The organism is Empedobacter sp. R132-2, assembly GCF_030324375.1.
GTDB classification, from domain to species: Bacteria; Bacteroidota; Bacteroidia; order Flavobacteriales; family Weeksellaceae; genus Empedobacter; species Empedobacter falsenii_B.
Genome location: NZ_JACAGG010000022.1, coordinates 14,071 through 38,528, shown reverse-complemented (window position 1 = coordinate 38,528; position 24,458 = coordinate 14,071). Strand labels below are relative to the sequence as shown.

General features: G+C 29.7%; 25 protein-coding genes and 1 riboswitch. Of the genes, 16 read left to right on the top strand and 9 right to left on the bottom strand.

Features of this window, described 5'->3' with window-relative positions:
• Positions 1-119: 119 nt before the first annotated feature.
• Positions 120-398 carry a hypothetical protein gene (locus HXZ69_RS10650; RefSeq protein ID WP_038330380.1) on the bottom strand — a complete coding sequence of 93 codons (279 nt, stop codon included), beginning with the start codon at positions 396-398 and terminating at the stop codon, positions 120-122.
• A 67-nt stretch (positions 399-465) separates the two neighbouring features.
• Here HXZ69_RS10650 and HXZ69_RS10645 point away from each other — a divergent pair, with 67 nt between their 5' ends.
• A complete protein-coding gene (locus HXZ69_RS10645) occupies positions 466-1,050 on the top strand; it encodes an SOS response-associated peptidase (protein ID WP_286495929.1) in 585 nt (194 codons plus the stop codon).
• Here HXZ69_RS10645 and HXZ69_RS10640 read toward each other — a convergent pair.
• Positions 1,039-1,845 (bottom strand): GIY-YIG nuclease family protein, encoded by an 807-nt coding sequence (locus HXZ69_RS10640; protein ID WP_286495928.1) that lies wholly within the window; start codon positions 1,843-1,845, stop codon positions 1,039-1,041. The two genes, HXZ69_RS10645 and HXZ69_RS10640, sit on opposite strands and share 12 nt — an antisense overlap.
• Positions 1,846-1,935: 90 nt before the next feature.
• On the opposite strand from HXZ69_RS10640, the gene HXZ69_RS10635 reads away from it, so the two are divergent.
• From HXZ69_RS10635 to HXZ69_RS10625, 3 genes are all read left to right on the top strand, one after another.
• Positions 1,936-3,204 carry a Y-family DNA polymerase gene (locus HXZ69_RS10635; RefSeq protein WP_313349096.1) on the top strand — a complete coding sequence of 423 codons (1,269 nt, stop codon included), beginning with the start codon at positions 1,936-1,938 and terminating at the stop codon, positions 3,202-3,204.
• Positions 3,205-3,663, top strand: coding sequence for a LexA family protein (locus tag HXZ69_RS10630; RefSeq protein ID WP_038330372.1), 459 nt, complete (start codon positions 3,205-3,207; stop codon positions 3,661-3,663).
• A 44-nt stretch (positions 3,664-3,707) separates the two neighbouring features.
• A riboswitch (SAM-I-IV-variant riboswitch) is annotated at positions 3,708-3,802 on the top strand.
• A gap of 49 nt (positions 3,803-3,851) precedes the next feature.
• A complete protein-coding gene (locus tag HXZ69_RS10625; protein WP_038330370.1) occupies positions 3,852-4,091 on the top strand; it encodes a hypothetical protein in 240 nt (79 codons plus the stop codon).
• A 45-nt stretch (positions 4,092-4,136) separates the two neighbouring features.
• On the opposite strand, the gene HXZ69_RS10620 is transcribed toward HXZ69_RS10625, so the two are convergent.
• Complete coding sequence (locus tag HXZ69_RS10620; RefSeq protein WP_286495927.1) at positions 4,137-4,544, bottom strand: hypothetical protein; 408 nt, start codon at positions 4,542-4,544, stop codon at positions 4,137-4,139.
• Positions 4,545-4,767: 223 nt separating this feature from the next.
• Between HXZ69_RS10620 and HXZ69_RS10615 the strand changes: the two genes are divergently transcribed.
• From HXZ69_RS10615 to HXZ69_RS10570, 10 genes are all read left to right on the top strand, one after another.
• Positions 4,768-6,327: a type I restriction-modification system subunit M gene (locus tag HXZ69_RS10615; RefSeq protein ID WP_286495926.1), complete on the top strand. Its 1,560-nt coding sequence runs from the start codon at positions 4,768-4,770 to the stop codon at positions 6,325-6,327.
• On the top strand, positions 6,317-7,540 hold the full coding sequence (locus HXZ69_RS10610) for a restriction endonuclease subunit S (protein ID WP_286495925.1): 1,224 nt from the start codon (positions 6,317-6,319) through the stop codon (positions 7,538-7,540). The genes HXZ69_RS10615 and HXZ69_RS10610 overlap by 11 nt, the downstream gene beginning before the upstream one ends.
• Before the next feature lie 37 nt (positions 7,541-7,577).
• Entirely contained in the window at positions 7,578-8,042 is a 465-nt protein-coding gene (locus tag HXZ69_RS10605; RefSeq protein ID WP_121934672.1) for a DUF6998 domain-containing protein, read from the top strand.
• A gap of 94 nt (positions 8,043-8,136) precedes the next feature.
• A complete protein-coding gene (locus tag HXZ69_RS10600; protein ID WP_125350695.1) occupies positions 8,137-8,478 on the top strand; it encodes a DUF3024 domain-containing protein in 342 nt (113 codons plus the stop codon).
• 96 nt (positions 8,479-8,574) lie between these two features.
• Positions 8,575-9,717, top strand: a complete 1,143-nt coding sequence (locus HXZ69_RS10595) for a PDDEXK-like family protein (protein ID WP_286495924.1) — start codon at positions 8,575-8,577, stop codon at positions 9,715-9,717.
• A gap of 103 nt (positions 9,718-9,820) precedes the next feature.
• Positions 9,821-10,705 carry a HamA C-terminal domain-containing protein gene (locus HXZ69_RS10590; protein ID WP_286495923.1) on the top strand — a complete coding sequence of 295 codons (885 nt, stop codon included), beginning with the start codon at positions 9,821-9,823 and terminating at the stop codon, positions 10,703-10,705.
• A gap of 80 nt (positions 10,706-10,785) precedes the next feature.
• The gene (locus HXZ69_RS10585; RefSeq protein WP_286495922.1) at positions 10,786-13,248 is read left to right on the top strand and encodes a DEAD/DEAH box helicase; all 2,463 of its coding nucleotides are present in this window, start codon (positions 10,786-10,788) and stop codon (positions 13,246-13,248) included.
• A gap of 3 nt (positions 13,249-13,251) precedes the next feature.
• Positions 13,252-16,413, top strand: coding sequence for a type I restriction endonuclease subunit R (locus HXZ69_RS10580; RefSeq protein WP_286495921.1), 3,162 nt, complete (start codon positions 13,252-13,254; stop codon positions 16,411-16,413).
• Positions 16,391-18,307 (top strand): McrB family protein, encoded by a 1,917-nt coding sequence (locus HXZ69_RS10575; RefSeq protein ID WP_286495920.1) that lies wholly within the window; start codon positions 16,391-16,393, stop codon positions 18,305-18,307. The genes HXZ69_RS10580 and HXZ69_RS10575 overlap by 23 nt, the downstream gene beginning before the upstream one ends.
• Before the next feature lie 4 nt (positions 18,308-18,311).
• The gene (locus HXZ69_RS10570; RefSeq protein ID WP_286495919.1) at positions 18,312-19,574 is read left to right on the top strand and encodes an McrC family protein; all 1,263 of its coding nucleotides are present in this window, start codon (positions 18,312-18,314) and stop codon (positions 19,572-19,574) included.
• 56 nt (positions 19,575-19,630) lie between these two features.
• Here HXZ69_RS10570 and HXZ69_RS10565 read toward each other — a convergent pair whose 3' ends face one another.
• Genes HXZ69_RS10565 through HXZ69_RS10540 form a run of 6 tightly spaced genes read right to left on the bottom strand, consistent with a single transcriptional unit; the run spans position 19,631 to position 23,324 of the window.
• The gene (locus HXZ69_RS10565) at positions 19,631-19,951 is read right to left on the bottom strand and encodes a hypothetical protein (protein ID WP_286495918.1); all 321 of its coding nucleotides are present in this window, start codon (positions 19,949-19,951) and stop codon (positions 19,631-19,633) included.
• A gap of 20 nt (positions 19,952-19,971) precedes the next feature.
• A complete protein-coding gene (locus HXZ69_RS10560) occupies positions 19,972-20,277 on the bottom strand; it encodes a cyclic-phosphate processing receiver domain-containing protein (protein ID WP_286495917.1) in 306 nt (101 codons plus the stop codon).
• Between the two features lie 30 nt (positions 20,278-20,307).
• The gene (locus HXZ69_RS10555) at positions 20,308-20,676 is read right to left on the bottom strand and encodes a hypothetical protein (protein ID WP_286495916.1); all 369 of its coding nucleotides are present in this window, start codon (positions 20,674-20,676) and stop codon (positions 20,308-20,310) included.
• A 49-nt stretch (positions 20,677-20,725) separates the two neighbouring features.
• Entirely contained in the window at positions 20,726-21,127 is a 402-nt protein-coding gene (locus HXZ69_RS10550; protein ID WP_286495915.1) for a hypothetical protein, read from the bottom strand.
• Between the two features lie 57 nt (positions 21,128-21,184).
• Positions 21,185-22,429 carry a PD-(D/E)XK nuclease family protein gene (locus tag HXZ69_RS10545; RefSeq protein ID WP_286495914.1) on the bottom strand — a complete coding sequence of 415 codons (1,245 nt, stop codon included), beginning with the start codon at positions 22,427-22,429 and terminating at the stop codon, positions 21,185-21,187.
• A 10-nt stretch (positions 22,430-22,439) separates the two neighbouring features.
• Positions 22,440-23,324 carry a helix-turn-helix transcriptional regulator gene (locus tag HXZ69_RS10540; protein WP_286495913.1) on the bottom strand — a complete coding sequence of 295 codons (885 nt, stop codon included), beginning with the start codon at positions 23,322-23,324 and terminating at the stop codon, positions 22,440-22,442.
• 83 nt (positions 23,325-23,407) lie between these two features.
• On the opposite strand from HXZ69_RS10540, the gene HXZ69_RS10535 reads away from it, so the two are divergent.
• Together HXZ69_RS10535 and HXZ69_RS10530 are read left to right on the top strand one after the other, a co-directional pair.
• On the top strand, positions 23,408-23,761 hold the full coding sequence (locus HXZ69_RS10535; protein WP_286495912.1) for a beta propeller repeat protein: 354 nt from the start codon (positions 23,408-23,410) through the stop codon (positions 23,759-23,761).
• A gap of 91 nt (positions 23,762-23,852) precedes the next feature.
• The gene (locus tag HXZ69_RS10530; RefSeq protein ID WP_286495911.1) at positions 23,853-24,458 is read left to right on the top strand and encodes a DUF6088 family protein; all 606 of its coding nucleotides are present in this window, start codon (positions 23,853-23,855) and stop codon (positions 24,456-24,458) included.

The following is a 24,458-nucleotide window of genomic DNA, read 5'->3' as shown; positions in this document are numbered from 1 at the left end:
GCTTAAAAAGCTCTTATCCTATAATTTTTTAGATATTCATCATAATTGGTGAGTTTGTTTAAAATGCACGAATTACATCAAACTCGTTGGAAATTCTTCTTCAATCATTTCAATTGATTCTATAGTTGATTTTCTTTTTCTGTTTTTATATAGTATTCTACATCTATTATTCCGTTATATCTAGTTAGATTAGAGTTCAATTCAGAATTACTATTTTCTAAACTAATAATCTTTTTTTCGAGTTCAGAAATTTTATCAAATTCTTTCTTTTTTAAAAAATCAAATATTCCCATCGCAATTAATTTTCTTGATACAACAAAACTACATAGAGCGTTACAATCTGATTTACGTGAAACCGTAAGTTTATAAAAAATTCGTTTTAATTCTTCTACAATCATTTTAATTAATTCAATTTTTAATTGTTCTTATAGTCGTAATCATTATCTTTATTCCAAAGTTGATGCTATGTGTTTTCATGTAAAAGTGACCAAAACAAAAGAACAGATTGAAAAGAAATCAAGGTTGAAATTCAAACCTGAAGTTACATTTGCGCCAAATCCTCATTTCAAAGGTTTTGATCATCCGAAATTACCTGTGATTACCAATCAACAAGATTATATTCATTTGTTGGAATGGGGTTTAATTCCGCATTGGGCTGGAAATGATTTTAATTCGAATAACACCTTAAACGCACGCATTGAAACTATAGATGAAAAACCATCTTTTCGAGATGCTTACACCAATCGTTGTGTGATATTGGTTGATGGCTTTTATGAGTGGCGACACGAAGGCAAAGACAAAATCAAATATGATATCGGAATCAACAATAATTTGATGTGTTTAGCAGGATTATATTCTGATGATACGTTTACGATTGTTACGACTGAAGCTGTCGGCATTATGGATTATATCCACAATACAAAACATCGTATGCCTGTAGTTTTAAATGATGATGAAAACTTAATGAATTGGTTAGATTGTAAACCAATTGTTCCGTTTACTGATTTCAGCTACCAGCGTGAAGATGGTCAAGTGAGTTTATTTGGATAATTCGGATTTTATATGTCGAAATAAGATTTTTCGGACATCCTTATTATCTTGTTTTTGTTCAATAAATGATTTCATTTCGTCTAGATTCTCAATTAAATGATCGCAATAGCCAAATCCTTTGTAAACTCCTTTTTCAATTAATACAATACCTTTTTCATTTTCAGTTCTTCCAACCAATTCAAATAAAAAGTCCTTTTTGGGTAAATGTATTGTTTTCAAAAATTGACGAACTCTTTTGTTGTAAAGTTTCACATCTTCCCTATTTATACAAGCTCCGTTACATTCTTCTAAACTATATTGAAAACAACTTGATTTGGTTTTATATAAACCATTTATTTTTTGACAAAGCTTATATTTATCTGTAATGTAAAATAAATAATCTTTTGCTTCATTTAACGATGTAAATGAGATAATTTCGTTCCCAGAGTTATCAATTTTCTTCACAATTAATGCATGATAACCATCCGAATTTATTTCTTTGTTCAAAGCATAGAAAAACTTAATTTTTCGTTGAGCTCGATTAAATAGTGGTAGATTTTGCTTAATTAGTTCAGATTCTCTCAACAAAGCAATTAATTCATTTCCTGTATTTTCAAATTGAATGGAATGCGTAAAATACTGTAGTTTGATTTCTTTTTTGTCAAGTGATTTGAAGTGCTGAATCAATCGTTTTCTAATGTCAATACTTTTTCCAATGTAGATAATATCTTGCTTGTCGTTGTATAAATAATACACGCCACAAATATTTTTTGGAACTTGGTCAACCAACATTTTCAATCTATCATTCAGTACCATGGCACAAATTTACTGAATCAATTTCTAATTATTATTTTTTAACACTTTTCCGCGACACCTTGTAGCGCTTTATTTGCTCAACTTTGTAACATGATGTATGCTTTAGTTGACTGCAATAATTTTTATGCTTCGTGCGAACGAGTTTTTAATCCAACCCTAAATGGAAAGCCAGTTGTGGTACTTTCTAACAATGATGGTTGTGTAATTGCACGTTCTAATGAAGCAAAAGATTTAGGCATTCCAATGGGTGCTCCTGCTTTTGAATACGAGAATAATTTTAGATTAAATAAAATTAATGTATTCTCATCCAATTATCCCTTATATGCGGATATGAGTAATCGCGTGATGATGATTTTAAAATCCTATTGTCCTGATATAGAAATTTATTCGATTGATGAATCTTTTCTTCTTTTCAAAGGCTTTGATAACTATGATTTGGTAAAGTACGCCCAAGAAATTAAACAAAAAATATATACCATTACCAAAATTCCAGTTTGTATTGGTATTGCTCCTACAAAGGCTTTAGCTAAAGTAGCAAATCGAATTGCGAAGAAATTTCCGAAACATCATAACGGCGTTTATATGATTGATTCGAAAGAGAAAATAAACAAAGCCTTAAAATGGTTAAAATGTGAGGATATCTGGGGAATTGGGCGACGTTTAGCTAAACGTTTATCTTATATCGGATGTCGTAATGCATATGATTTCACCTTGCTTGAAGATGAATACATCAAACGTAATTTCTCCATCGTCGAATTGCGTTTGAAAAAAGAATTATTAGGCGAAAGCGTTTTAAAATTAGATGAAGTTCAACGCAAAAAATCAATTGCGACCACTCGTAGTTTTGAGAAAACAATCAATGATTATGAAAATCTGAAAGAGCGTGTTTCTACTTTTGCTGTTTCTTGTGCCGAAAAGCTTAGAAAAGAACAATCTAAATGCAACATTATTACTGTTTTTGTGATGACCAATCGTTTTGATGAAAAGCAATCATTTGTTTCAAACTCATTAAGTACAACCTTAGATTTTGATTCGAATTCGAGTATCGTTTTGTCCAAATCTGCTTTATTTTTATTGGATAAATTGGTTCCTGCTGAAGGCAAAGTTCCTGATTATAAAAAAGCAGGCGTTATTGTTTCCGCAATTACGCCCGATAATCAAGCACAGATGAATTTATTTCATACAGAATCTCCAAAACATAAAGCGTTGATGAGTGTGATGGATAAATTAAATGCGAATTATGGCGATCATATGCTAAAATTAGCTTCGCAAGATGTTCGTAGAAAATGGAAAATGAAGCAAGAACGTTTATCACCTTGCTACACAACAAGATTTACAGATATTTTAAATGTTTATTAAATGGTACATTTTATTCAAGTTCCCAAATTCTCAGAAGAGTTAATCAATATCCCTATCAAAACAGATGGTGAAAAACGATTTGTTCAATTTTTTGGTGATGTTTCAGCAGGTTTCCCCTCTCCTGCTGCTGATTTTGTACAAAATAATATTAGTTTAGATGAAATTTTACTGAATCATCCCGAAGCAACTTATCTTAATCGTGTGGGTGGCGAAAGTATGTATCCTGAATATCTGAAAGGTGATTTACTTATCATTCGATCTGATATCGAACCCAGACATCATGATGATATTGTAGTATCGGTCAACAATTCCGAATATACTTTCAAACGTTATGATGCCATCAACAAACAATTGATTTCTCTTAATCCGAAATACAAAAATTGTATTCAATTACAAGATGAAGATGTTGTCATTATTTTGGGAGTTGTAACTGATTTGGTGAGGCATAAGAGGAATTAAATTAATTTTGAATATTAAATCATAATTAATACTTTTATAAAAGATTCAATCATCAAGAGTACATTAAGTACACCAACCGAGTTTAACAAACCACGGTGGTAAAGCGATGAGGGCTGTTCAGTCAAAAAATTGTCACTCTCTAAATTCTTAATGATTGATACTGTTTAATAAATTAAAGTATCAAAACAATGGAAAATTTAACTGAAAAATTTGAAAAAAACTTGATTTCACTTTCAGATCAAGAAGTAATTAACTCCTTCAATAAAGAGGTGGGTAATACTGGATGGGTAGCTGCACGAGCTCACTTTCTAAAAGCACTAACTAATCAATTCGAATCAAGAGAAATTGACTATTCAATCATTAAAAATGAAAATACAATTTCTTTCGCGAAAAAGGTTTTACTAAAGGAAAAAAAATTACACTATTAAAAAACATGAGCCGATTAGCATAAATAATCGGCTCATTTTATAAATTTATAACAATTCGTAAAGCTTTACCTCTCCTCCATTTTTTTCTTCGTAACTATTCGCCCAAGTAAAATAATCATATTCAATTTCTGACCAACTATTAGCTTCATATTCGAACCCATAGTTTAGGTTTACTTGATTCAATTCAATCGAAACGTGTAACCGATCTTTGTCTTCAAAATCAATTGATTTATCAAACAGCGTATTGTTATTTAGTTTTTTTAGTACAAGTTCAACCAAATTATTTGGATTATAATTTTTCAACATATCATCTAACATTATTTCGCCGACAATTACAAGGTCTAACGCTTCATTGAAACGATACAAAACCCAGTAATTTTTTAATGATTGAACTTGATCGATTTCAAAATCAGAACAGGTACAAAACGTGACATCAGAATAAACTTGACACATCAATTTAAGTTTTGATAAATATACTTTTTTATTTCAAAAGCTTCTATCCTATTCTACCTTTTTATTCGTTGTTTATTATCATAGCGTCTTATTTTGTCGCTATACTTCATTATATTTGAAAAAAAAGTACAAATATGGTTTTACGTAAAGTTTTATCCCTTAATAAGACTTTATTTGCAGTTATTGTATTTGTATATTTACAACAAAGAATTGATAAACAATTATGGCTAAAAAAGTACAAACCAAAAGTACAGAAGAAATCCTTTGGGATGCAGCAAATAAATTACGTGGTTCGATAGAACCGTCAGAATATAAACACGTGGTATTGAGTTTAATCTTCTTGAAATTTGCAAGTGATAAATTCATCAAACGCAGAGAAGAATTGATTGCAGAAGGTAAAGAAGCCTTCTTAGAAATACCCGAATTTTATCAGGCTGAAAACGTATTCTATCTTCCAGAAGAATCACGTTGGACGTACATCATCGAAAATGCCAAACAAGAAGACATTACCTTAAAAGTTGATACTGCACTTAAAACCATAGAACGTACCAACAAATCATTGGAAGGTGCGTTGCCAGATAATTATTTCTCAAGATTGGGATTGGATCAATCTAAGTTTTCGGCTTTATTGGATACCATCAACAACATCGATACGCTTCGTGATGAAGCCCAAGATATCGTGGGACGTGTGTACGAATATTTCTTAAGCAAATTTGCTATTGCCGAAGGAAAAGGAAAAGGTGAATTCTATACGCCGAAGTCGATTGTAAACTTGATTGCTGAAATGATTGAACCGTACAAGGGAAAAATCTATGACCCTTCTTGTGGTTCGGGTGGTATGTTTGTGCAATCGTTGAAGTTTATTGAGAAACACCAAGGAAACAAAAAAGACATTTCCATCTACGGACAAGAGTTAACGAATACCACATTTAAACTGGCTAAAATGAACTTAGCCATTCGTGGGATTTCTGCCAATTTAGGAAACAAAGCGGCCGATACATTTAGTGACGATCAGCACAAAGAACTGAAAGCCGATTACATCATGGCGAATCCGCCGTTCAACTTAAAAGATTGGCGCGCTGAAAACGAATTAACGGATGATCCACGTTGGACAGGTTACGAAGTTCCTCCAAAATCCAATGCCAACTATGCGTGGATTTTGAACATGATTTCTAAACTTTCCCAAAACGGTGTAGCTGGTTTTATCTTAGCGAATGGCGCTCTTTCGGGTGGTGGTGAAGAATACAAAATCCGTAAACAAATTATAGAAAACGACTTGGTAGAAGCAATTCTGATTTTGCCAGGAAGTATGTTTTATTCTACCGATATTAGTGTTTCTATGTGGATTATCAATAGAAACAAATTAGAACGTACTGTTGAGTTAAATGATGTTACAAAACATTATAGAGATAGAAGAAATGAAGTCTTATTCTTTGATTTAAGAAGAGAGGGAGTTCCTTTTGAAAAGAAATTTATCGAATTTGATGAAGTTACAATTTCTAAAATTTCACAAACCTATCATGATTGGCAACAAAAGGATTTTGAATCAACCTATCAAAATATTGAAGAGTTCTGTAAAAGTGTTCATATAGATGAAATTCGTAAGAAAGATTATTCTTTAGTTCCTAGTAAATTCATTGACTTCAAAAACATTGAAGAGAATTTCAATTTTGATGAAAAAATGAATGAAATTAAAACAGAACTATCATCTTTATTTGAACAAGAACAAACTTTAAAGAATGATGTAGTAAACGTATTTAAATCATTAGGTTATGAATTATAAACGACTTGGTGATTATATCATTGAAAAGGTTGAATTCAATGAGGGAAATAAATACGATTTATTACAAGGAGTAAGTAACAATAAATATTTTCAGAAAGCTAAGACAAACACAATAGGAGTAGATTTGTCAAAATATCGCGTGGCTCATCATAACCAATTTGTCTTTAACAGAGCTACTACTCGTAATGGAGATAAAATATCAATTGCATTAAGAAAAGGAGAAAGTTGTATTGTATCTCCTTCATATCGAATTTTTGAGGTTAAAGATGAAAATGTTTTAAATCCAGATTATTTATTGATGTGGTTTAAACGCCCAGAATTTGACCGATATGCACGATTTAAATCTCATGGTAGTGCCCATGAATTCTTTGATATGGATGAGATGAATGATGTAGAATTACCCATTCCATCCATCGAAAAACAACGCGAAATTGTAGCCCAATACCAAGCGGTAGCAAACAAAATAAAAGTCAACGAACGAATCTGTGAGAAGTTGGAAGCCACCGCTCAAACCTTATACAAACAATGGTTTGTCGATTTTGAGTTCCCGAACGAAGAAGGACAACCTTATAAATCTTCTGGCGGTGCAATGGTGTACAACCAAGAATTAGAAAAGGAAATCCCTGAGGGTTGGGAGGTTGGAACCTTAAAAGATATTTGTAATGTTTTAAATGGGTTTGCATTCGATAGCGATTTTTATTCTTTTGAAAATGGTATTAAAGTTTTAAGAGGAGAAAATGTTACTGAAAGAGCATTAAGATGGGATACATTGAAATATTATGATGGAGAAATGAATCCAAGAATTGAGAGATGTTTCTTAAAAACTAATGATATTGTAATTGGAATGGACGGTTCTAAAGTTGGTAAAAATTGGTCTTTAATAGGCGAGCATGAATTGCCTATGATTTTAGCGCAGCGAGTAGCATGCTTAAGAAGTGATTCACATATTCAAAATTTTATTTATCAAACATTAATTAATTTGAACTTTGAATATTATTGCTCACAAGTTCATACAGGAACTTCTATTCCTCATATAAGTAGTAAACAAATTGAACAATTTGAATTATTAATTCCAAATGAATTTATCACAGGATTATTTGAAAACACAATTTCAAAATTAAGAGATATAATAAATATTCACATCAGTGAAAACCAAAAACTGACTCAACTTCAATCGCTGTTGTTAAGTCGCTTAGCAACGTTGGAGGGGTAATTATGAATAATAAACTACTTAAAATTTATTAAAACTTATGAAAGATGAATTAGAGCAATTTTTTATAGCCATAGAAAAGTTACAACAAAAATATAGCCATCATAACAAGAAATTTACTTTAGATGGTAAGCTTGTAGGTGATATCGGTGAAGTTTTAGCCGCAGAATATTATGGTATTACCCTACATAAAGATAATAAAGCGGTATATGATGGTTTTCTTACCAGTGACTCAACTAAGGAAGTTCAAATTAAATCTTCATTCAACAACTATTTCTATTTTCCAAAGGACTTAACAAAAATGCCTGACTACTTTATTGCCATTAATATAAATAAGGATGGGACTTTTGAAGAAATCTTTAATGGACGTGGTGATATAATTTATAAACATTTGTTGTCTCACTTACCAACTGAAAGGAAGTATCCTTATCGATTATCTTTAAATAAATTGAAGGAGTTAAATTTATCGGACTTTAATATTGATAGAATAAATAGAATAGCATAATCAAAAACTCACACAACTTCAATCGTTGTTGTTAAGTCGCTTGGCAACGTTGGAGGGGTAAAGAAAAACTAAACTACTATAAAAATCAACACAAATGGGAAAAGAAATTAGTATTAGCGAAGCATATATTAAACAATTTGTAGAAGGCTTACGACCAGAAGATCACGAGATACGCAAACAATTAGATTTTGGGTATTCTTGGGAAAAGAATACTGCCATTTTATATACGATTCGTCCATTTTGGAATAATCCGAATGAGTTAATTCAGTCCGATTTTGCAAAAATACGTTTTACGAAAACCACAAATGAATGGAGACTGTATTGGATGCGAGCTTCTGGTAAATGGGAATTGTACGATCCACACCCAATTGCTGATAATTTACAAGATTTATTAGCGATTATAAAAGAAGATAAGTTCCATTGCTTCTTTGGATAAAAAATACAAAACACTCCCAACTTCAATCGTTGTTGTTAAGTCGCTTGGCGAGGTTGGGGAAAAACTAAAAACTAACTACTAAAAAAATACTTATATATGAATAATATTGACCAATTACTGAATGAAGTAAAATGGTTTAACAAACACAAGGAATTAAAATCTTCTGCTAATGGAGAAGATTTTAATATGTTTCGTATTTGTGGTGTGGATCATTATGAAAATACACATTCAGCTATTCTAGCAGAAATACTTAATCCGAAAGGTTCGCACAACTTTGGGGCTAAATTTCTAGAAGCTTTTGTTGAAACGCTTAAAAGAAGTGGATTAATCGAGGATAGTTTCGATTTTGGTATGCAAAATGTAGCCGTAATTACAGAAGACGCTTCTGTGTTTGGGCGTTTAGATATTTTAATTCGTAATTCGCAAAGTCAAGCTTTATTATTAGAAAATAAAATATATGCTGGCGATCAACATGATCAGTTATTGCGTTATCAAAATTTTGGAAAACGAGAATTTGGTGATCAATTCAAGTTACTTTATTTAACTCTACAAGGTAATGAATCAAGTAATGCTGATAAAGAGATTGTAGATTATATACAAGTTTCTTATAGCGAAGTAATATTGGATTGGTTAGAGCGTTGCATCGAGATTTCGGCTCGTTCTCCTATCGTTAGAGAAACACTTATACAATATGCTAATCATGTTAAATCATTAACTAACAACACAACTGCTAATACCATGTCACAAGAATTAATCGATAAACTATCTACATTAGAAAATTTAGAAGCTGCTTATACCATTGCAAATAATTTAAGTAAAGTAAGAAATAACATTATTAATACGGTATTAATACCTCAATTAAACGAATTAGCTGATGAATTAGGAATCATATTCGATAGTACAGAAGGAGATTATGTTAATACATCTTGGGCTGGTTTTAAATTTATTATTCCACATTATAAAAACTATAATATTTTCACAGAATTCGGAAAAAGAGGACTTGAAAATCATATTATTGGCTTTATGCCTAAAAGTAAAACAGGAGATAATACTTCTTTTTATAAGATCAAAGAAAAAGTTGGAGGAGGAAACAATAGATATGCTTTTCAGAAATTTCCAATGTATCCAAATTGGCATGCAGATGCGATGAAAGCAATTTTAACGGGTGAAATGAAGACAATCTTTAAAGATAAAATCCAAAACCTTTTGGAGGTTACAAAAGAGATTGAAAATATATAGCTTATGACTCACTCAACTTCAATCGTTGTTGTTAAAACGATTAGCGAGATTGGAAGGGTAGACTAAAACTAAACTACTATTAACTTAAGAAACACTATGAATTATGGATAAGTATTTAACTAATACTGAAAAATTAGTAAATCATATTTATTGGTTTTATGAAGATTTAGAAACGCTTCCAAAGAAAAAACATTATGGTTTATCTATAAATTACACAGATTTAAAAGAAAGAAAAGATGATTTCCTTTCAGAATTAATAAATACAGTTGTTAGTTGGGTTTATAACAATAATAAATCAAAAGAATTATTAAATAGTAGACTTGAAGAAACCAAAGACATAGGAAATGCAATGAATTTTGTAACAAATCAAGCCTACAAAAAATTTAGAAAAGGATATCCGCAAGGTCAATTCGGAGAATTGCTATTATTCAATTTAATACAGTATTATTATAAAGCGATACCGATTTTAAGAAAACAAAGAATTACAACCTCTGTTGGTCACGAGAGGTTCGGTGCTGATGCTATTCACTACAAAAAAGATGGCAATGATAATATTTTTATTTTAGGGGAGTCTAAATGTTATGAAAGTAAATATGGTTTTAATTCAGCATTTGAAACGTCATTAAATAGTGTAATAAATACTTTCAATTTGTTAGATAAAGAAATTGACCTATATCTCTATGACGATTTCATAGAATCTGAGTTGGAATCTGTGGTTAAGGCATACAAAGCTGGAGAATTAGAATCTGTTAAATTTGAATTAGTCTGTATGGTTGCTTACAATGAAACTAATAAAATTAGTGGTGATAACGAAACAAGTATTAAAAAAGCAATAAAAAAAATTATCAAAGATCGTTGCAAAAATTTTGATCAGAAAAAGTTTGAAATTATAAATAAAGCTCTGTTAACTCGGATAAATTATATAGTATTTCCAATCTGGGAATTAGATTTATTGTTAGATACATTTCAATCAAAAGTTGGTTCATAATGACACTTTTACCAAATATATGTGATAGGCACAAAGACTTAATTTATTATCTACTGAATTTTGAACACAGATCAGTGGCAATGAAATTAGGCTTTATTGAAGAATGTGATATTGTAATTACGGACGGGCGGTTATTTCAAGCTATTGGTGTCATAGATTATTATTCGAGAAATTCTGACGAAGAATCAAAGCAAATGGTTATTGTTTTATCTTCAATACTTTATACTTACAAACAAAACCATTGGACTGGATTGAATGAATTTTTAGTAATTGTTTTGTCAAGAATCGGATTTGCTCCATCAGCTATTATGGTTGATGAAAGCTATGATAAGGAAAGCAATCAATTCAGTGCATTGAGTAGTTTCATTAGTCAAATTAGCGCAACCATAAATCAACTAAAGAATGAGATTTTTATTAAGAATCAATTATATCTTTTAACAGATTTTCAAAAAAGGATTTGGGACATTAGCGCTAAGTCAAAATTTTTAGGGATATCTGCACCAACATCTGCAGGAAAATCATTTGTTATCCTTTTAAAGTGTATAGATAATATTATTAAGAAGGGGGGAAATATTGTTTATATTGTACCTACTTTAAGCTTAATTAATCAAGTTGTAAATGACTTCCATGACAAACTAAATGAGTTCTCTTTAGATGATTATGAAATACTTACCACTTATAATGAACAAAGAAATAGTAATATTATTTATGTTTTAACACCAGAGAGAGCTATTTCCGCTTATAATGAAGATACACTACCTTTTGGTAAAGTTAATTCTTTTATTGTCGACGAAATACAAAATATTGAGCGTCTTGAGAATAAGGAAGATGAGAGATCTAAAATATTATTTGATAGTTTGATTGAGTTAAGTTTTAGTTATAGTCCAGATTTAATTATTTTCAGTGGACCACGTGTATCAGGTCTTAAAAATATGGGATTTGATATTTTTCAAGAATTGAATTCAAACGAATTGAACACAATTTCTTCTCCTGTAACGAATTTCACATATAGTATTCTAAAAAAAGGAAATAAATATTATTTTAAACAATATTCTCAGATTAATAAGAACCATTCCTCGATTGAGATTCTAAATACAGACTATATTAAGATCGGAGGGAAACAGTACGATGATAAGTATTTATCATACCTTAGCAATATTATCAATAAATTAGGGATAGATAGTAAAAATATTATTTTTTCTCCCACTTCTGGAACTGCACGAAAAATAGCTATAGATTTAGCAAATAATAATGCTGTTGTAAATTCTAATAACAGATTGAAAAGCTTAATAAAATATGTGTCTTCTACCGTACATCCTAATTATGATTTAATTAAAACTTTAGATAATGGTATTGCTTATCATCACGGCAAAGTACCTTCACATATAAGAAATGTTTTAGAATATGCAATAAAAGAAAAAATGATTGATACCACTGTTTGTACAACTACATTAATGCAAGGAGTTAACTTGCCTGCACAAAATGTTATTATGCGAAATGGATATCTTTCTACAAGAAATATTGGAGGTGATATGCCGAAACTAACAAATTATGAGATTTCTAATTTAAGAGGGCGTGCTGGAAGACTTCTGAAAGATTTTGTTGGACGAACTTTTGTTTTAGATGAGAATGCTTTTGTTAATCAAACTGAAATACAAGGAGATTTATTTAAAGATGAAAATAAAGATCTACAGAGTGGATATGGCAAAATATTCACAAGTAATAAACGAACTATAACTGACGCTGTATTTAATAACAAGAGCAATGAAAACTTACCAAATGAGATTGGAAAAGATGGTAAGTTTTTAATAACCTATATCCGATTTAATATTTTAAAGCATGGTATGGAATGTTTGAAAAGATTAGATTCTGTCGGCATTGATTTTACAAGTGACGATATAAAATTAATAAAATATGAATTAGAGCAAGAACTCGAGGTTCCTACATCAATCTGTTTAAAGAACAGATATATTGATCCTTTAGTTATAAATGACATTTATATGAATATAAATTCTTTTATCATTCCTACTAATATTAATGAAAACAATCTATCTCATCAATTTTTTAAGCTAGTTAAACAAATTAAATCTAAATATCCTAATTATTATAGTAATTACTTTGATAGTGAATTGACTGAGTCATTTTTTTATACAGTTACAGATTGGATGAAAGAAAAACCTCTTAATAAAATTTTATCAGGAAATTATTTCAATGATTCTAATAATATAGATTCAAAAATTAATTCTATACAAAAGAAAATATGTTTTGATTTAACGTCTATGCTAAAGCCTTTTTATTCCATTAAAAATTCAGAATCAAACATTTTAAGTTGTATAGAAATGGGTGGATATAAACCACTTACATTACTATTAATTAGCTTAAATATTCCAAGAGAAGTTGCCTTAATCCTTAGCAAAACAATTTTTTCAAAATTAGATCTTAATATTGAAAGTTTAGACGATGCTTTTGTAAAAACATATATAAAAGAAAATATTAATAATATAGATTTTTGGAATAGAATCCAGTTACAACACTTATTATAACCTATGAAATACACTGAATCACAATTAGAACAGGCTTTTATAAGTCTTTTGGAAACAGAAGGCTACAACTATATCAATGGAAAAGGATTAACAAGAACATCTAACCAAGAGGTTTTACTCAAAGATAATTTACGTGCTTTTCTTTTCAACAGCTATCCTGACTTAGAAGAAATAGAAGCTGAAACTTTAATCAATGAGTTGGCTTTTCAGTCTACTTCTACCCTATACGAATCTAATAAGACAATTTGTAAGCTTTTGGCAGATGGTTTGATTTTTAAACGCAACGATCCATCAAAAAAAGATTTACATATTCGTTATATTGATATTGAAAATATCAATAAAAACTCATTCAAAATAGTCAATCAATTAGAAATTCAAGGTTCAGAACTGCGTATTCCTGATCTAATTTTGTACATCAACGGAATACCTCTGGTGGTTTTTGAGTTCAAAACAGCTATAGAAGAAGAAATTACCATTCACGATGCTTACAAACAATTAACGGTTCGTTACCGCCGTGATATTCCTGAACTGATGAAATATAATGTATTTTGCGTGATTTCGGATGGCGTGAATAATAAAGCAGGAACGGTATTTTCACCTTACGAATTTTACTACGGTTGGAATAAAATTACGGGAGAAGAGAAAAAAGCCTTATCGGGGATTGAAACTACAACATCTATTGTGCATGGAATGTTGAACCATAGTCGATTGGTAGATATCATTCACAACTTTGTTTTGTTCCCTGATAATTCAAAAAACGAACTAAAAATTTTGACGCGTTATCCGCAGTATTATGCGTCTAACAAATTGTATCAAAACATCTTGAAACATCGTAAACCTGAAGGCGACGGAAAAGGCGGAACCTATTTTGGAGCAACAGGTTGTGGGAAGAGTTATACGATGTTGTATTTATCGCGATTGTTGATGCGTTCTACAGAATTTTCAAGTCCTACGATAATCATTATTTCAGACCGTACGGATTTAGACGACCAATTATCAAAGGATTTTACAAATGCCAAAAAATTTATTGGTGATGAAAACATCATCAATATCGAATCAAGAGCCGATTTAAGAGATCGTTTGCGAGGTCTTGAAAGTGGAGGCGTTTATTTAACAACGGTTCAAAAGTTTGCTGAAGACGATGAAATCTTGTCTGATAGAACGAATATCATTTGTATTTCTGATGAAGCCCATCGTTCACAAGTCAATTTAGACTTAAAAGTAAAAATTGACGAAGAAAAAGGTGTAACCAAATCCTATGGTTTTGCCAAGTATTTACACGATTCTTTGCCCAATGCTACTTATGTTGGCTTTACAGGAACACCCATTGATAAAACCTTAGAAGTATTTGGAGATGTGGTGGATCAATACACCATGTTCGAATCGGTAAACGATGAAATCACCGTTCGTTTGGTGTATGAAGGTCGAGCTGCAAAAGTGAATTTAGATTACAATAAAGTTCAAGAAATTGAAAACTATTATAATAATGCTGTTGCTGAAGGAGCTTCGGAATATCATGTAGAAGCCAGCCAAAAAGCCATTGCGAAAATGGAGGTCGTTTTAGGAGATACCGATCGTATCAAAGCCATTGCTAAAGATTTCATCGATCATTACGAAAATCGCATAGAAGAAAATGCTACTGTTGCAGGAAAAGCCATGTTTGTGTGTGCTTCTCGTACCATTGCTTATAAATTGTACCAAGAGATTTTGGCTTTACGTCCTGAATGGGGAAAATTGATGTTACCAGAGGATCTAAGCGAAAAAGAGCAAAAGGAAATAAAACCAATTGAGCGTGTAAAAATGATTATGACACGCAATAAAGATGATGAAAAGGATTTGTGGGATTTATTAGGAAGTAAAGATGATCGTAAAGAATTGGATCGACAATTCAAACAAATAAAATCCAATTTCAAAATTGCCATTGTAGTTGATATGTGGCTAACAGGTTTCGATGTTCCTTTCTTAGATACGATTTACATTGATAAACCTTTGCAAACGCATAACTTAATACAAACCATTTCTCGTGTTAATCGTAAATACCAAGGAAAAGACAGAGGTTTAGTGGTCGATTATATTGGGATTAAAAAGAATTTGAATCACGCTTTGGGATTATTTAATAATCAAACAGCAGAGGACGATTTTGAAGATTTAGATCAAGCAGAAATTATTGTACGTGATCAGTTGGATTTGTTGCGACAATTTTTCCATCAATTTGATACAAAAGATTATTATGAAGGTAATCCTGTTGAACGTTTACAATGTTTAAATAAAGCTTCTGAATTAGTTTTAAAGACTGAAGAATCAGAGAAGTTCTTTGTTAATATAACGAAGAAATTAAAATCGGCTTATAATTTAGTCAGTGGTTCAGAATTGTTTACGCCGAAAGAAGTAGATGAAATTCATTTCTATTTTGCCGTGAAATCTATTGTGGTAAAATTGACAAAAGGTGAAGCACCTGATACCGCTCAAATGAATGCGAAAGTGGCTAAATTGGTAGAAGAAGCTATCATTTCGGAAGGAGTTGAAGAAATATTTAAGCTCGATGATAATAAGGCAAATGCGATTGATTTATTCAACGATAAATTCATTGAGAAAATCTCTAACCTAGAATTACCGAATACCAAAATTAAAATCTTAGAACGTTTATTAAAACAAACCATCAACGATTTTAAAAAGGTGAATAAAGTAAAAGGACAAGATTTTTCAGAACGTTTACAATCCATCATCAACCGTTACAACGAACGTAGCGAAGGTGATATTTTAGATTATGAAGGCATTCAGTTTGATACAGCAGAACAAATGTTGGACTTAATTATCAAACTTCGAGTTGAAATGGATTCGTTCCAAGATTTAGGCATCGACTATGAAGAAAAAGCTTTTTACGATATTTTGGACATGATTTGCAAACAATACGGTTTTGAATTCGATAACGACAAAATGCTAGAGCTTGCTCGTGAAATAAAAATAATTGTAGAAAATACAGCCAAATATCCCGATTGGTGCGACCGTGATGATATTAAAGCACAACTTAAGATGGATATCATCGTTAAATTACATCAATACGGCTACCCTCCTATTACGCAGGATGATGTGTATAAGAATGTATTAGAACAAGCAGAAAATTTTAAGAAGAATAGTAAAAATGGAACAGAAAAAATTACTTGAGATTTCAGATGAATTATTGGATTTACTTCTTGATTTTAAGAAAGATCATCCAGATTTTACTTTTTCACTAAGAGAAAGAGATAGCCCGCAAGCAAAAGATGTAAAACGATTAGAAAAAGGTCAATGGTTTCAAGGTTCAAACTATATTTATGTACCACTTTTCAGAAAAGGGGATAATGCGCGTAAAATAAAAACAATTGGATTTGTTGTAGGTTCAAATAAAGAAGGAGAACAAACTAATTATATCGAAATTTCATTTAAAAAAGGAAACTTTACAAACGAAGAAATTAATTTCCATAAAGAACTCTCTGAAATTTTCGACATAAAGCTAAATAACGAAAATGTGGGATATTTTCTATTCGACGATCCTAAAAACTATATTGAAAATCTTGGCTTTTACTTAAACGAGTTTAGATCTAAAGCTTTAGAATTATTAAAATCATATAAATTAGAAGATCGATTTTTAATCACAGAAGATAATTTTCAAAAAAGATTAGAGAAGATTAATGAAATTAAGAAAGTTTTAGGTGATCCTAGTTATAGTATAAACAATCTAAATACAATTATTAAAGAATCTGAAGAAAAAATAATGAAACAGCCTCTTAACCAAATACTTTACGGTCCTCCTGGAACAGGAAAAACGTATTCTTTAAAACAAAAATTCTTTGATTTATTTACCGTACGAGAAAACTCGTTATCTAGAGAGCAGTTTTTGAATGAATTAGTTAAACCTTTGAGTTGGTGGCAAGTTATTACAATTGTATTATTAGATATTAATAAAGCAAGAGTAACTGAAATATATGATCATGAACTAATTAAAATTAAAGAGTCTCAATCTGCATCAAAGACAATAGTTCCAACAATTTGGGGACAATTACAAGCTCATACAATAAAGGAATGTCAGCATGTTAATGTAGAAAAGAGACAAAACCCTTTATATTTTTCAAAGGACGAGAATTCAAATTGGACAATTGATATTAAGCTAGTTGAAGAATTATATCCTGAAATTATTGAAATATTTAATTCTTTTAAAAATTTTAATCCTTCTCCAAATAAATTAATAAATAACTATGAGTTCGTTACTTTTCATCAATCTTTTACTTATGAAGATTTTATAGAAGGTATAAAACCTGATTTAGAAAATGAAGATAGTGAACTAAAATATAAAATTGAAGATGGTATATTTAAACGTGTTGCTGATAGAGCTAAACGTGATCCATTTAATAAGTATGCACTTTTCATCGATGAAATAAACAGAGGAAATGTATCACAGATTTTTGGTGAATTAATTACATTAATTGAAGAAGATAAAAGGTTAGGAAATGACGAAGCAATTGAAGTTACTTTACCTTATTCGAAAGAGAAATTTGGTGTTCCGCGTAATCTTTATATTATTGGAACAATGAACACAGCAGATCGTAGTGTTGAAGCACTAGACACTGCTCTTAGACGCCGTTTTGTTTTTGAAGAAATTCCTCCAAAATATAACTTAGAAGGTTTACAACAAGATTTATTTGGATTTACAGCATCTCACCTATTAGAAACAATTAATAAAAGAATTGAAAAATTACTAGATAAAGATCACCAAATTGGACATGCCTATTTTTTAAATAAAGACGAAAACACAATTGTCAATTCTTTTTACAAAAATATTATTCCTCTTTTACAAGAATATTTTTTTGGTGATTATGGGAAAATTGGATTGGTTTTAGGTTCTGGATTTGTTGATGTTGATAATCAAAATCAAGAAAATCAAAGAAAATCAATTTTTGCAAGTTTTGGATATGAGGACGATATTTCAGCTTATGAAGAAAGAAAATCTTATAAAATCTTAGGCTTAAATGATGAAGACTTTGACTTTGGAAGTGCAATCAAATTATTAATGAATCAATAGAATTTTGACTAAACAAAATCTCATCACTGTATTTGAACATGAAAAACTTTTCTTTAATCTAAAAAATGAGCAAGAAAAGCAACTTCATGATGCTTTAGAAATTTACCATGGTCACCAAACTCCTTTCTTTAAATTGATTAGAAATGGTGTGCAATTCAATGAACATGTAGGTATTATTCAAATAGGTAAAACGACCATTGAAGTTTTACCAAAAGCAGATAAGTCTGGTGAAGAAAAATGGCGTGATTTATTGATTGGAATGATCAAAACAGTTTGGGGATTTGATGTTAAATCAACGGGTTCAAGTTCATTGAAGTTAAAATCAAATTCAATTTTAGAGCTTTATTTTGAATTGTTTATTTCAAAAGTAGAATACTTACTTCATAGAGGTTTGATTAAAAGATACCGTAAAAATGAAGGAAATCAGACTTCATTAAAAGATGCTTTACAGTTCTCAAAACATATTGCTCATAATTTGGTTCATAAAGAACGTTTTTATGTGTCTTATACGCAATATTCTCAAGAACATACAATACATGAAATTCTTTTTAAAACCATAAAACTTTTAGCTCATATAAATTCCAACTCTCTTTTAAAAGGAAGAATTGGTGCATTGACTTTAGACTTCCCTGAAATGAAAGAGATTAAAGTAAATGAATCTACATTCAAAAAAATAGTTTTTGACCGAAAAAATCAGCATTATAAAACTGCTTTAGAAATTTCTAAATTATTATTGTTAAACTATCATCCTGATATTTCCAAAGGTCGAAATGATATATTGGCTTTAATGTTTGATATGAATAGTTTATGGGAACAGTTTATTTTAGTGACGTTGAAAAGAAAATTAAAAACACATCTTGTTTCATCACAAGTAACAAAGAGTTTTTGGAAACCAACTTCGGGATATTCATCAAAAATGCGACCTGACATTATTTTAAAATGTAAAGAATCTCAAGAGAATTACGTCTTAGATACGAAATGGAAGAATCTTAACGGTTATAATCCATCGCCTGAAGACCTTCGTCAGATGTATGTATATCATCGATTTTATCAAGCTAAGAAAGTAGCACTTGTCTATCCTTCTGATCAACATTTCATTCAGAACGGAAATTACTACAACTCTAATAATCAACTTGAAATGTCAGATAAAGAATGTAGTATTATGCAAATTGCTACATCAACGGATATTAAAACTTGGCAAGAGGAGATTGTGAAAAACATATCGAAATTGTTTTTATCAAAGAGAGATTCTAACTCTATAAATTAAAAAATAGTAAAGCTGATAATAAATTATCAGCTTTACATTAATCACTTTTTGAAGAATTATTTCTCTAATAAATATCGAATTTCTATTTCGTAAGTACCAATTTCGGCAAGAGGCTTTTCTTCAATATTCATAACCATTGAAGCTTGATTACCAATTCCTTTCTGAATTGCATCATGAATCAAACCAATTTCATCCATTGTTACTTCCCTAGATGGGTCATTTTTTATATTTAAAATAATTAGGTTTTTGAATTTATTCTCAAGTTGAGCATCAATGAAAAATGAATTCATTTCATCAATTATTTGTTCTATTGTCCCAATAAAGGATTTTTTTAAACCGTTTTCTAATACGTTTTTTTCAAGTTCTTCGTTCATCATTTTTTATTTTTATTAATATATTATTTGTTTAGTTTTCGAAAATTATAAAGTAGTTTTTCAATATTCTCTTTTCCTACAGGATTTTGACTATGTACAGTAAAATTTGGGATTGTAAGATTATGATCTAAACAATATTCGACCAAAAATTTCGCACAATCATAACCCGTTTCTTCGATTCCTAAATCGTGATCAAAAGATATAAAGTCAGGAATTCCGTTATTCAGAATATACTTTACGAACTCCTTAAAAGAGTAAACTCGCAAATATCCGTTTGGAGTTGGACGCAAATCGTCAAGATATAACTTTACCAATACATTGTTCTTCATTTTCAGCATATCTTTTATTTACCAATTCCATTAAATGTTTTTTTTATGCCGTTCTTTATAAGCTAATTCATATTGTTGCAACTTAATTAATCGGGTTAATTCTTCTTGATTATATTCTTTTTGATTTTCAATTTTATCTATCATTCTTGATTGATAATTCTTTTGATCAAAATACCTATAAATATCCTCGAATAACTGAAAATTATTTACAGTAATAGATTCGTTTAACACATAATTCCAAAGTTTAATTTGTTCATAATAAATAATACGTTCTACTTTCCGAATTTGTATGTGCAAATTTCTCGCTCTCGAGTAACATCTTATTTGTAAAGCGTATTTTTTTTCAGACTGTAATTCTGTTTTCAAAAGCTCCAAATGTCTTATCTTAATAGTATCCATACTTTTTAAAAGATTAATTAAAAGACCATTTTTAATCAAAAAAGAGCTACTAATGAAGCTCTTTTTCTGATATAAATTTTCTTAATTGTTGAAGTTCATTAATTTTAATCGTTGATTTTTCGAGATTATCTTGTAAAAAAAGATCATCTATTTCTTTATTAACAATTGATAATTGAGCTAATATTTTACCGTATAACAACGATTTATAATTAAACTGATCAAAGTATTTGTAAATTTCAATTAGATAATCAATACTATATGTGTTTACTTTTACCGATAAAGTATAATTCCAAAGCTTGTTTTGTTCTTGATTGATTGTATTATTTATGTTTTTAAGCCTGATATGACAATCCCTTGCTTTTGCATAATTCTTACAATAAATCGCATGTTTTTTATCAACTTGAAGTTTTGCTCGAATAAATTCTAAATATTTGATTTTCTTTGTTTCCATAGTTTTAAAAAAATAAATTACAAGCAAGTTTTTTCAACGTCTAAAAACCACGGCTAATTATTTTACTTCATTACTAATTTTTTGAAACAATTCAATCACATCATTGTTATAGGTATATTTTTCTAAAATAGCCGATAGTTTATTCATCAGAATCTCCGAATTATTCGCAATTTCCCAAGCCGCTTCTTCTTCAGTTTCAAACTTGATGTTATCTTTTAAAACCATAGCATAATTGCTGTCATTATCCAAATATTCAAAATCGTTAGAAAAAATATGCTCAAACTCATTTTTATAATTATTTTTATGGGTGTAAAAATTCTTTTTCCATATTCGTAATCCTTCTAAGGGCTCGTAAATAAAACAGATTTGCCCCCTTTCTCCTAAAGTCCATCTAAAGTCATTATGGTATTTAGCATCATAATAATCTCTACTAAAATTAAATTTACTTGAATAATAATTTATTTGACATAATTTATCTGAGAATAAGTTTAACCATTCTCCTTTTAAATCATTAATGTCAGCAAGAGTTTTATTCAACGTTTTCCAATCTTCTTTGTTATTATTTTCTTTAAAGTAATTATTTAAGTTTTCCATATAAAATTTATTTTTTAGTGATTGTATTTCCCAAAATTGGATGTAATTCTTTAAAAAGAATTTAAACCAACTATTCTCTTCAAGTTTATCAGTACATTCTGTTAACCAATCTCTTAATTCAGTAACAAATGACCAATTTGTTATAAACTCTTTTGATTCATCCAACTTTTGATAATCTAAACTAATATTTTCGGGTTTTTCTAATGATAATTCTGTGTAAGTTTTTTCGCTAAATCCGCTGAGATAAACCAAATGTGATATATGCTTATTTTCAGCTTTATTTAAATCATTACCATGAAATGTGTAAATATGATCATACCAATAGCGATATAACTGATTTGCCTGATCTTTCGCTTCATTGGATTTATTCTCAATCACTACAGAAATTCTTTGTGGAATTGTTGCTTTGATCACAATGTCAGCATTCTTATCTTCTGAGGTAATTTCCCAATTGTACTTTATATTTTCGTCAAAATCAATTTCTATTTTCTTTAGAAATGAATTTAAAAATAAAGTTCCTAAACCGTGATTAGCAGAAGGATTTAAGAAATATGCAACAATTTTAGAGTGTTTTGTTTCTGTAATTCCAAAAACAGAATGCATAAAATCAAATACATTGAAGTCATCGCCTTTTGTTTCTTTTTCGCTCCATTGCTTTTCTATTGACTTATATTCTTCAATAAAATTGGTTATTAATTCATTGTTCATTTATAATTTTTTAAAGGTTCTTTTTATATTTTTTGTATAAATTATTTACAGTATTTTTAAAATCTTCTCGATAAATTTCTGGTTCTAAAACTTCACAGTTATCTCCAAATTTTAAAATTTCCATTTTCAATTCATGTGTTGGATGAACAAATAAATTGATCGTAAATGTATCAGCTTCTTCTTTGATAATTTCTTGAGAATGATGCAAAGGCAAAGATGTTAAATAATTGAATTGCGTATTGTCAAACCGTAAAACAATATTCACAGGATTACCATAGTTTTCAATTCCAAAAGCGTGTTGATACATTTCGTCTACATCATAATCAGCTGGAGAAAACTTTTCGTCTAATACTCTGAAATTTGATATTCTATCCAATCCATAATTTCTTATTGCTTTTTTTTCAAGATCATAGGCGATTAAATAGAATCTTTTCATTGCTTCTTTTATCGCAATTGGCGCACATGTTCTTTTTGTTGCTTCCTTCCAATAACTATTCAGTGTAAATGATAAAACATGCTTATTTTCTATGGCTTCAATAATATCAGTTAGATATTCTGTACCTCTTGTTTGCTTTTGCTCCAAATGTATATATTTATTTACATTTTTAGATTGTTGCAAAATATTCATTAAAGCAATAGATTCTAATAATTTATCTTTATAAACGTCGTCAATTACTTTTTCAATCTTATATACTCTTAGACTTTTATCGTATTCTATTTCATAACCAAACAACTCTTCAATACTCTGAAAATCACGTCGGATTGTTTTTTCATTTCTAACATAATTTGAATTTAATCTTGATAAATAATCCTGAATCTCAACCATTGTTGATGGTTTATTTTTAAGAAATCGAATGACGTTATACATTCGTTGTATAGAATAGCTATTTGACATAAAAATCATTTCTACAAATATATTTATTGACTCGTACATTTTATGTCCTATCAAGAAAATAATTTTGAAATAAAATTTAATATATGTCACAAATTATTCAAAAAGGAAAAGAGTTAATCAGAATTAATCCTTCCAACAAAAATGAAATTCAGTATTCCGTTAACAATGGAGAAAATTGGAACAGAAGATCTTTGCAATCAGATGATTTTACTTTTTTATTAGATTGTGGAGAAGAATTATTAGCGATAACCAAAAATGGAAAACAAATTTCTTATTCTAAAAATAATGGAGAAAATTGGTTTAAAAGAGGAGTTGCAAATTCAAGCTTCAATGAATTTCACAATTTAACTTTAAATGGTTCAGAAATTTTAGCAACAACAGACAAAGGATTATATTACTCAAGAAATAAAGGGGAAAATTGGAATCTGAGAAATTAATCTTATAATCACAACAGAATAATCCTTATTGTGAATTATTTATTTTGTCACAAATTTTCATTAAATTTGTGACAAATATTACAATAAAAATATGATAGAAACATCTAAAAATAAGATACAAACAAAGATTTCAAAATCATCATTTGGCGAAATGTTTTTTTTAGATGATTTTTCAAAATATGGTTCTTCAGATAATATCCGTAAAGTACTCTCTCGTTTAGAAAATGAAGGTTTAGTTGAGCGTTTAACTCATGGTATTTATCTTAAACCTAAAAAAGATTTGCTATTAGGAAAGATTTATCCGACTATAGATGAAATTGCTAAACAGATTGCTAAACGGGATAAAGCTCGTATTGCGCCAACAGGAGTTTTAGCTTTGTATTTATTAGGTTTAACAACTCAAATTCCTTTGAAAGCTGTTTACTTGACCGATGGTTCGCAACGCGAAATAAAAATAGGAAATAGAACTATTCAATTCAAAAAAACAGTTCCTAAAAGCTTTGCTATTAAAGACGAATTATTACACTTGATTGTTCAAGCTTTTAAAGAAATAGGGCAAAAAGAAATAACAGATGATTTTTTAAATCAAATAAAACCTTCAATCCTTCACCTAAACGAACAAGTTATTCAAAAACAATTGAAATATGCACCTGTTTGGATTCAAAAAATAATCAATAATCTTTATACAACTCGTTAA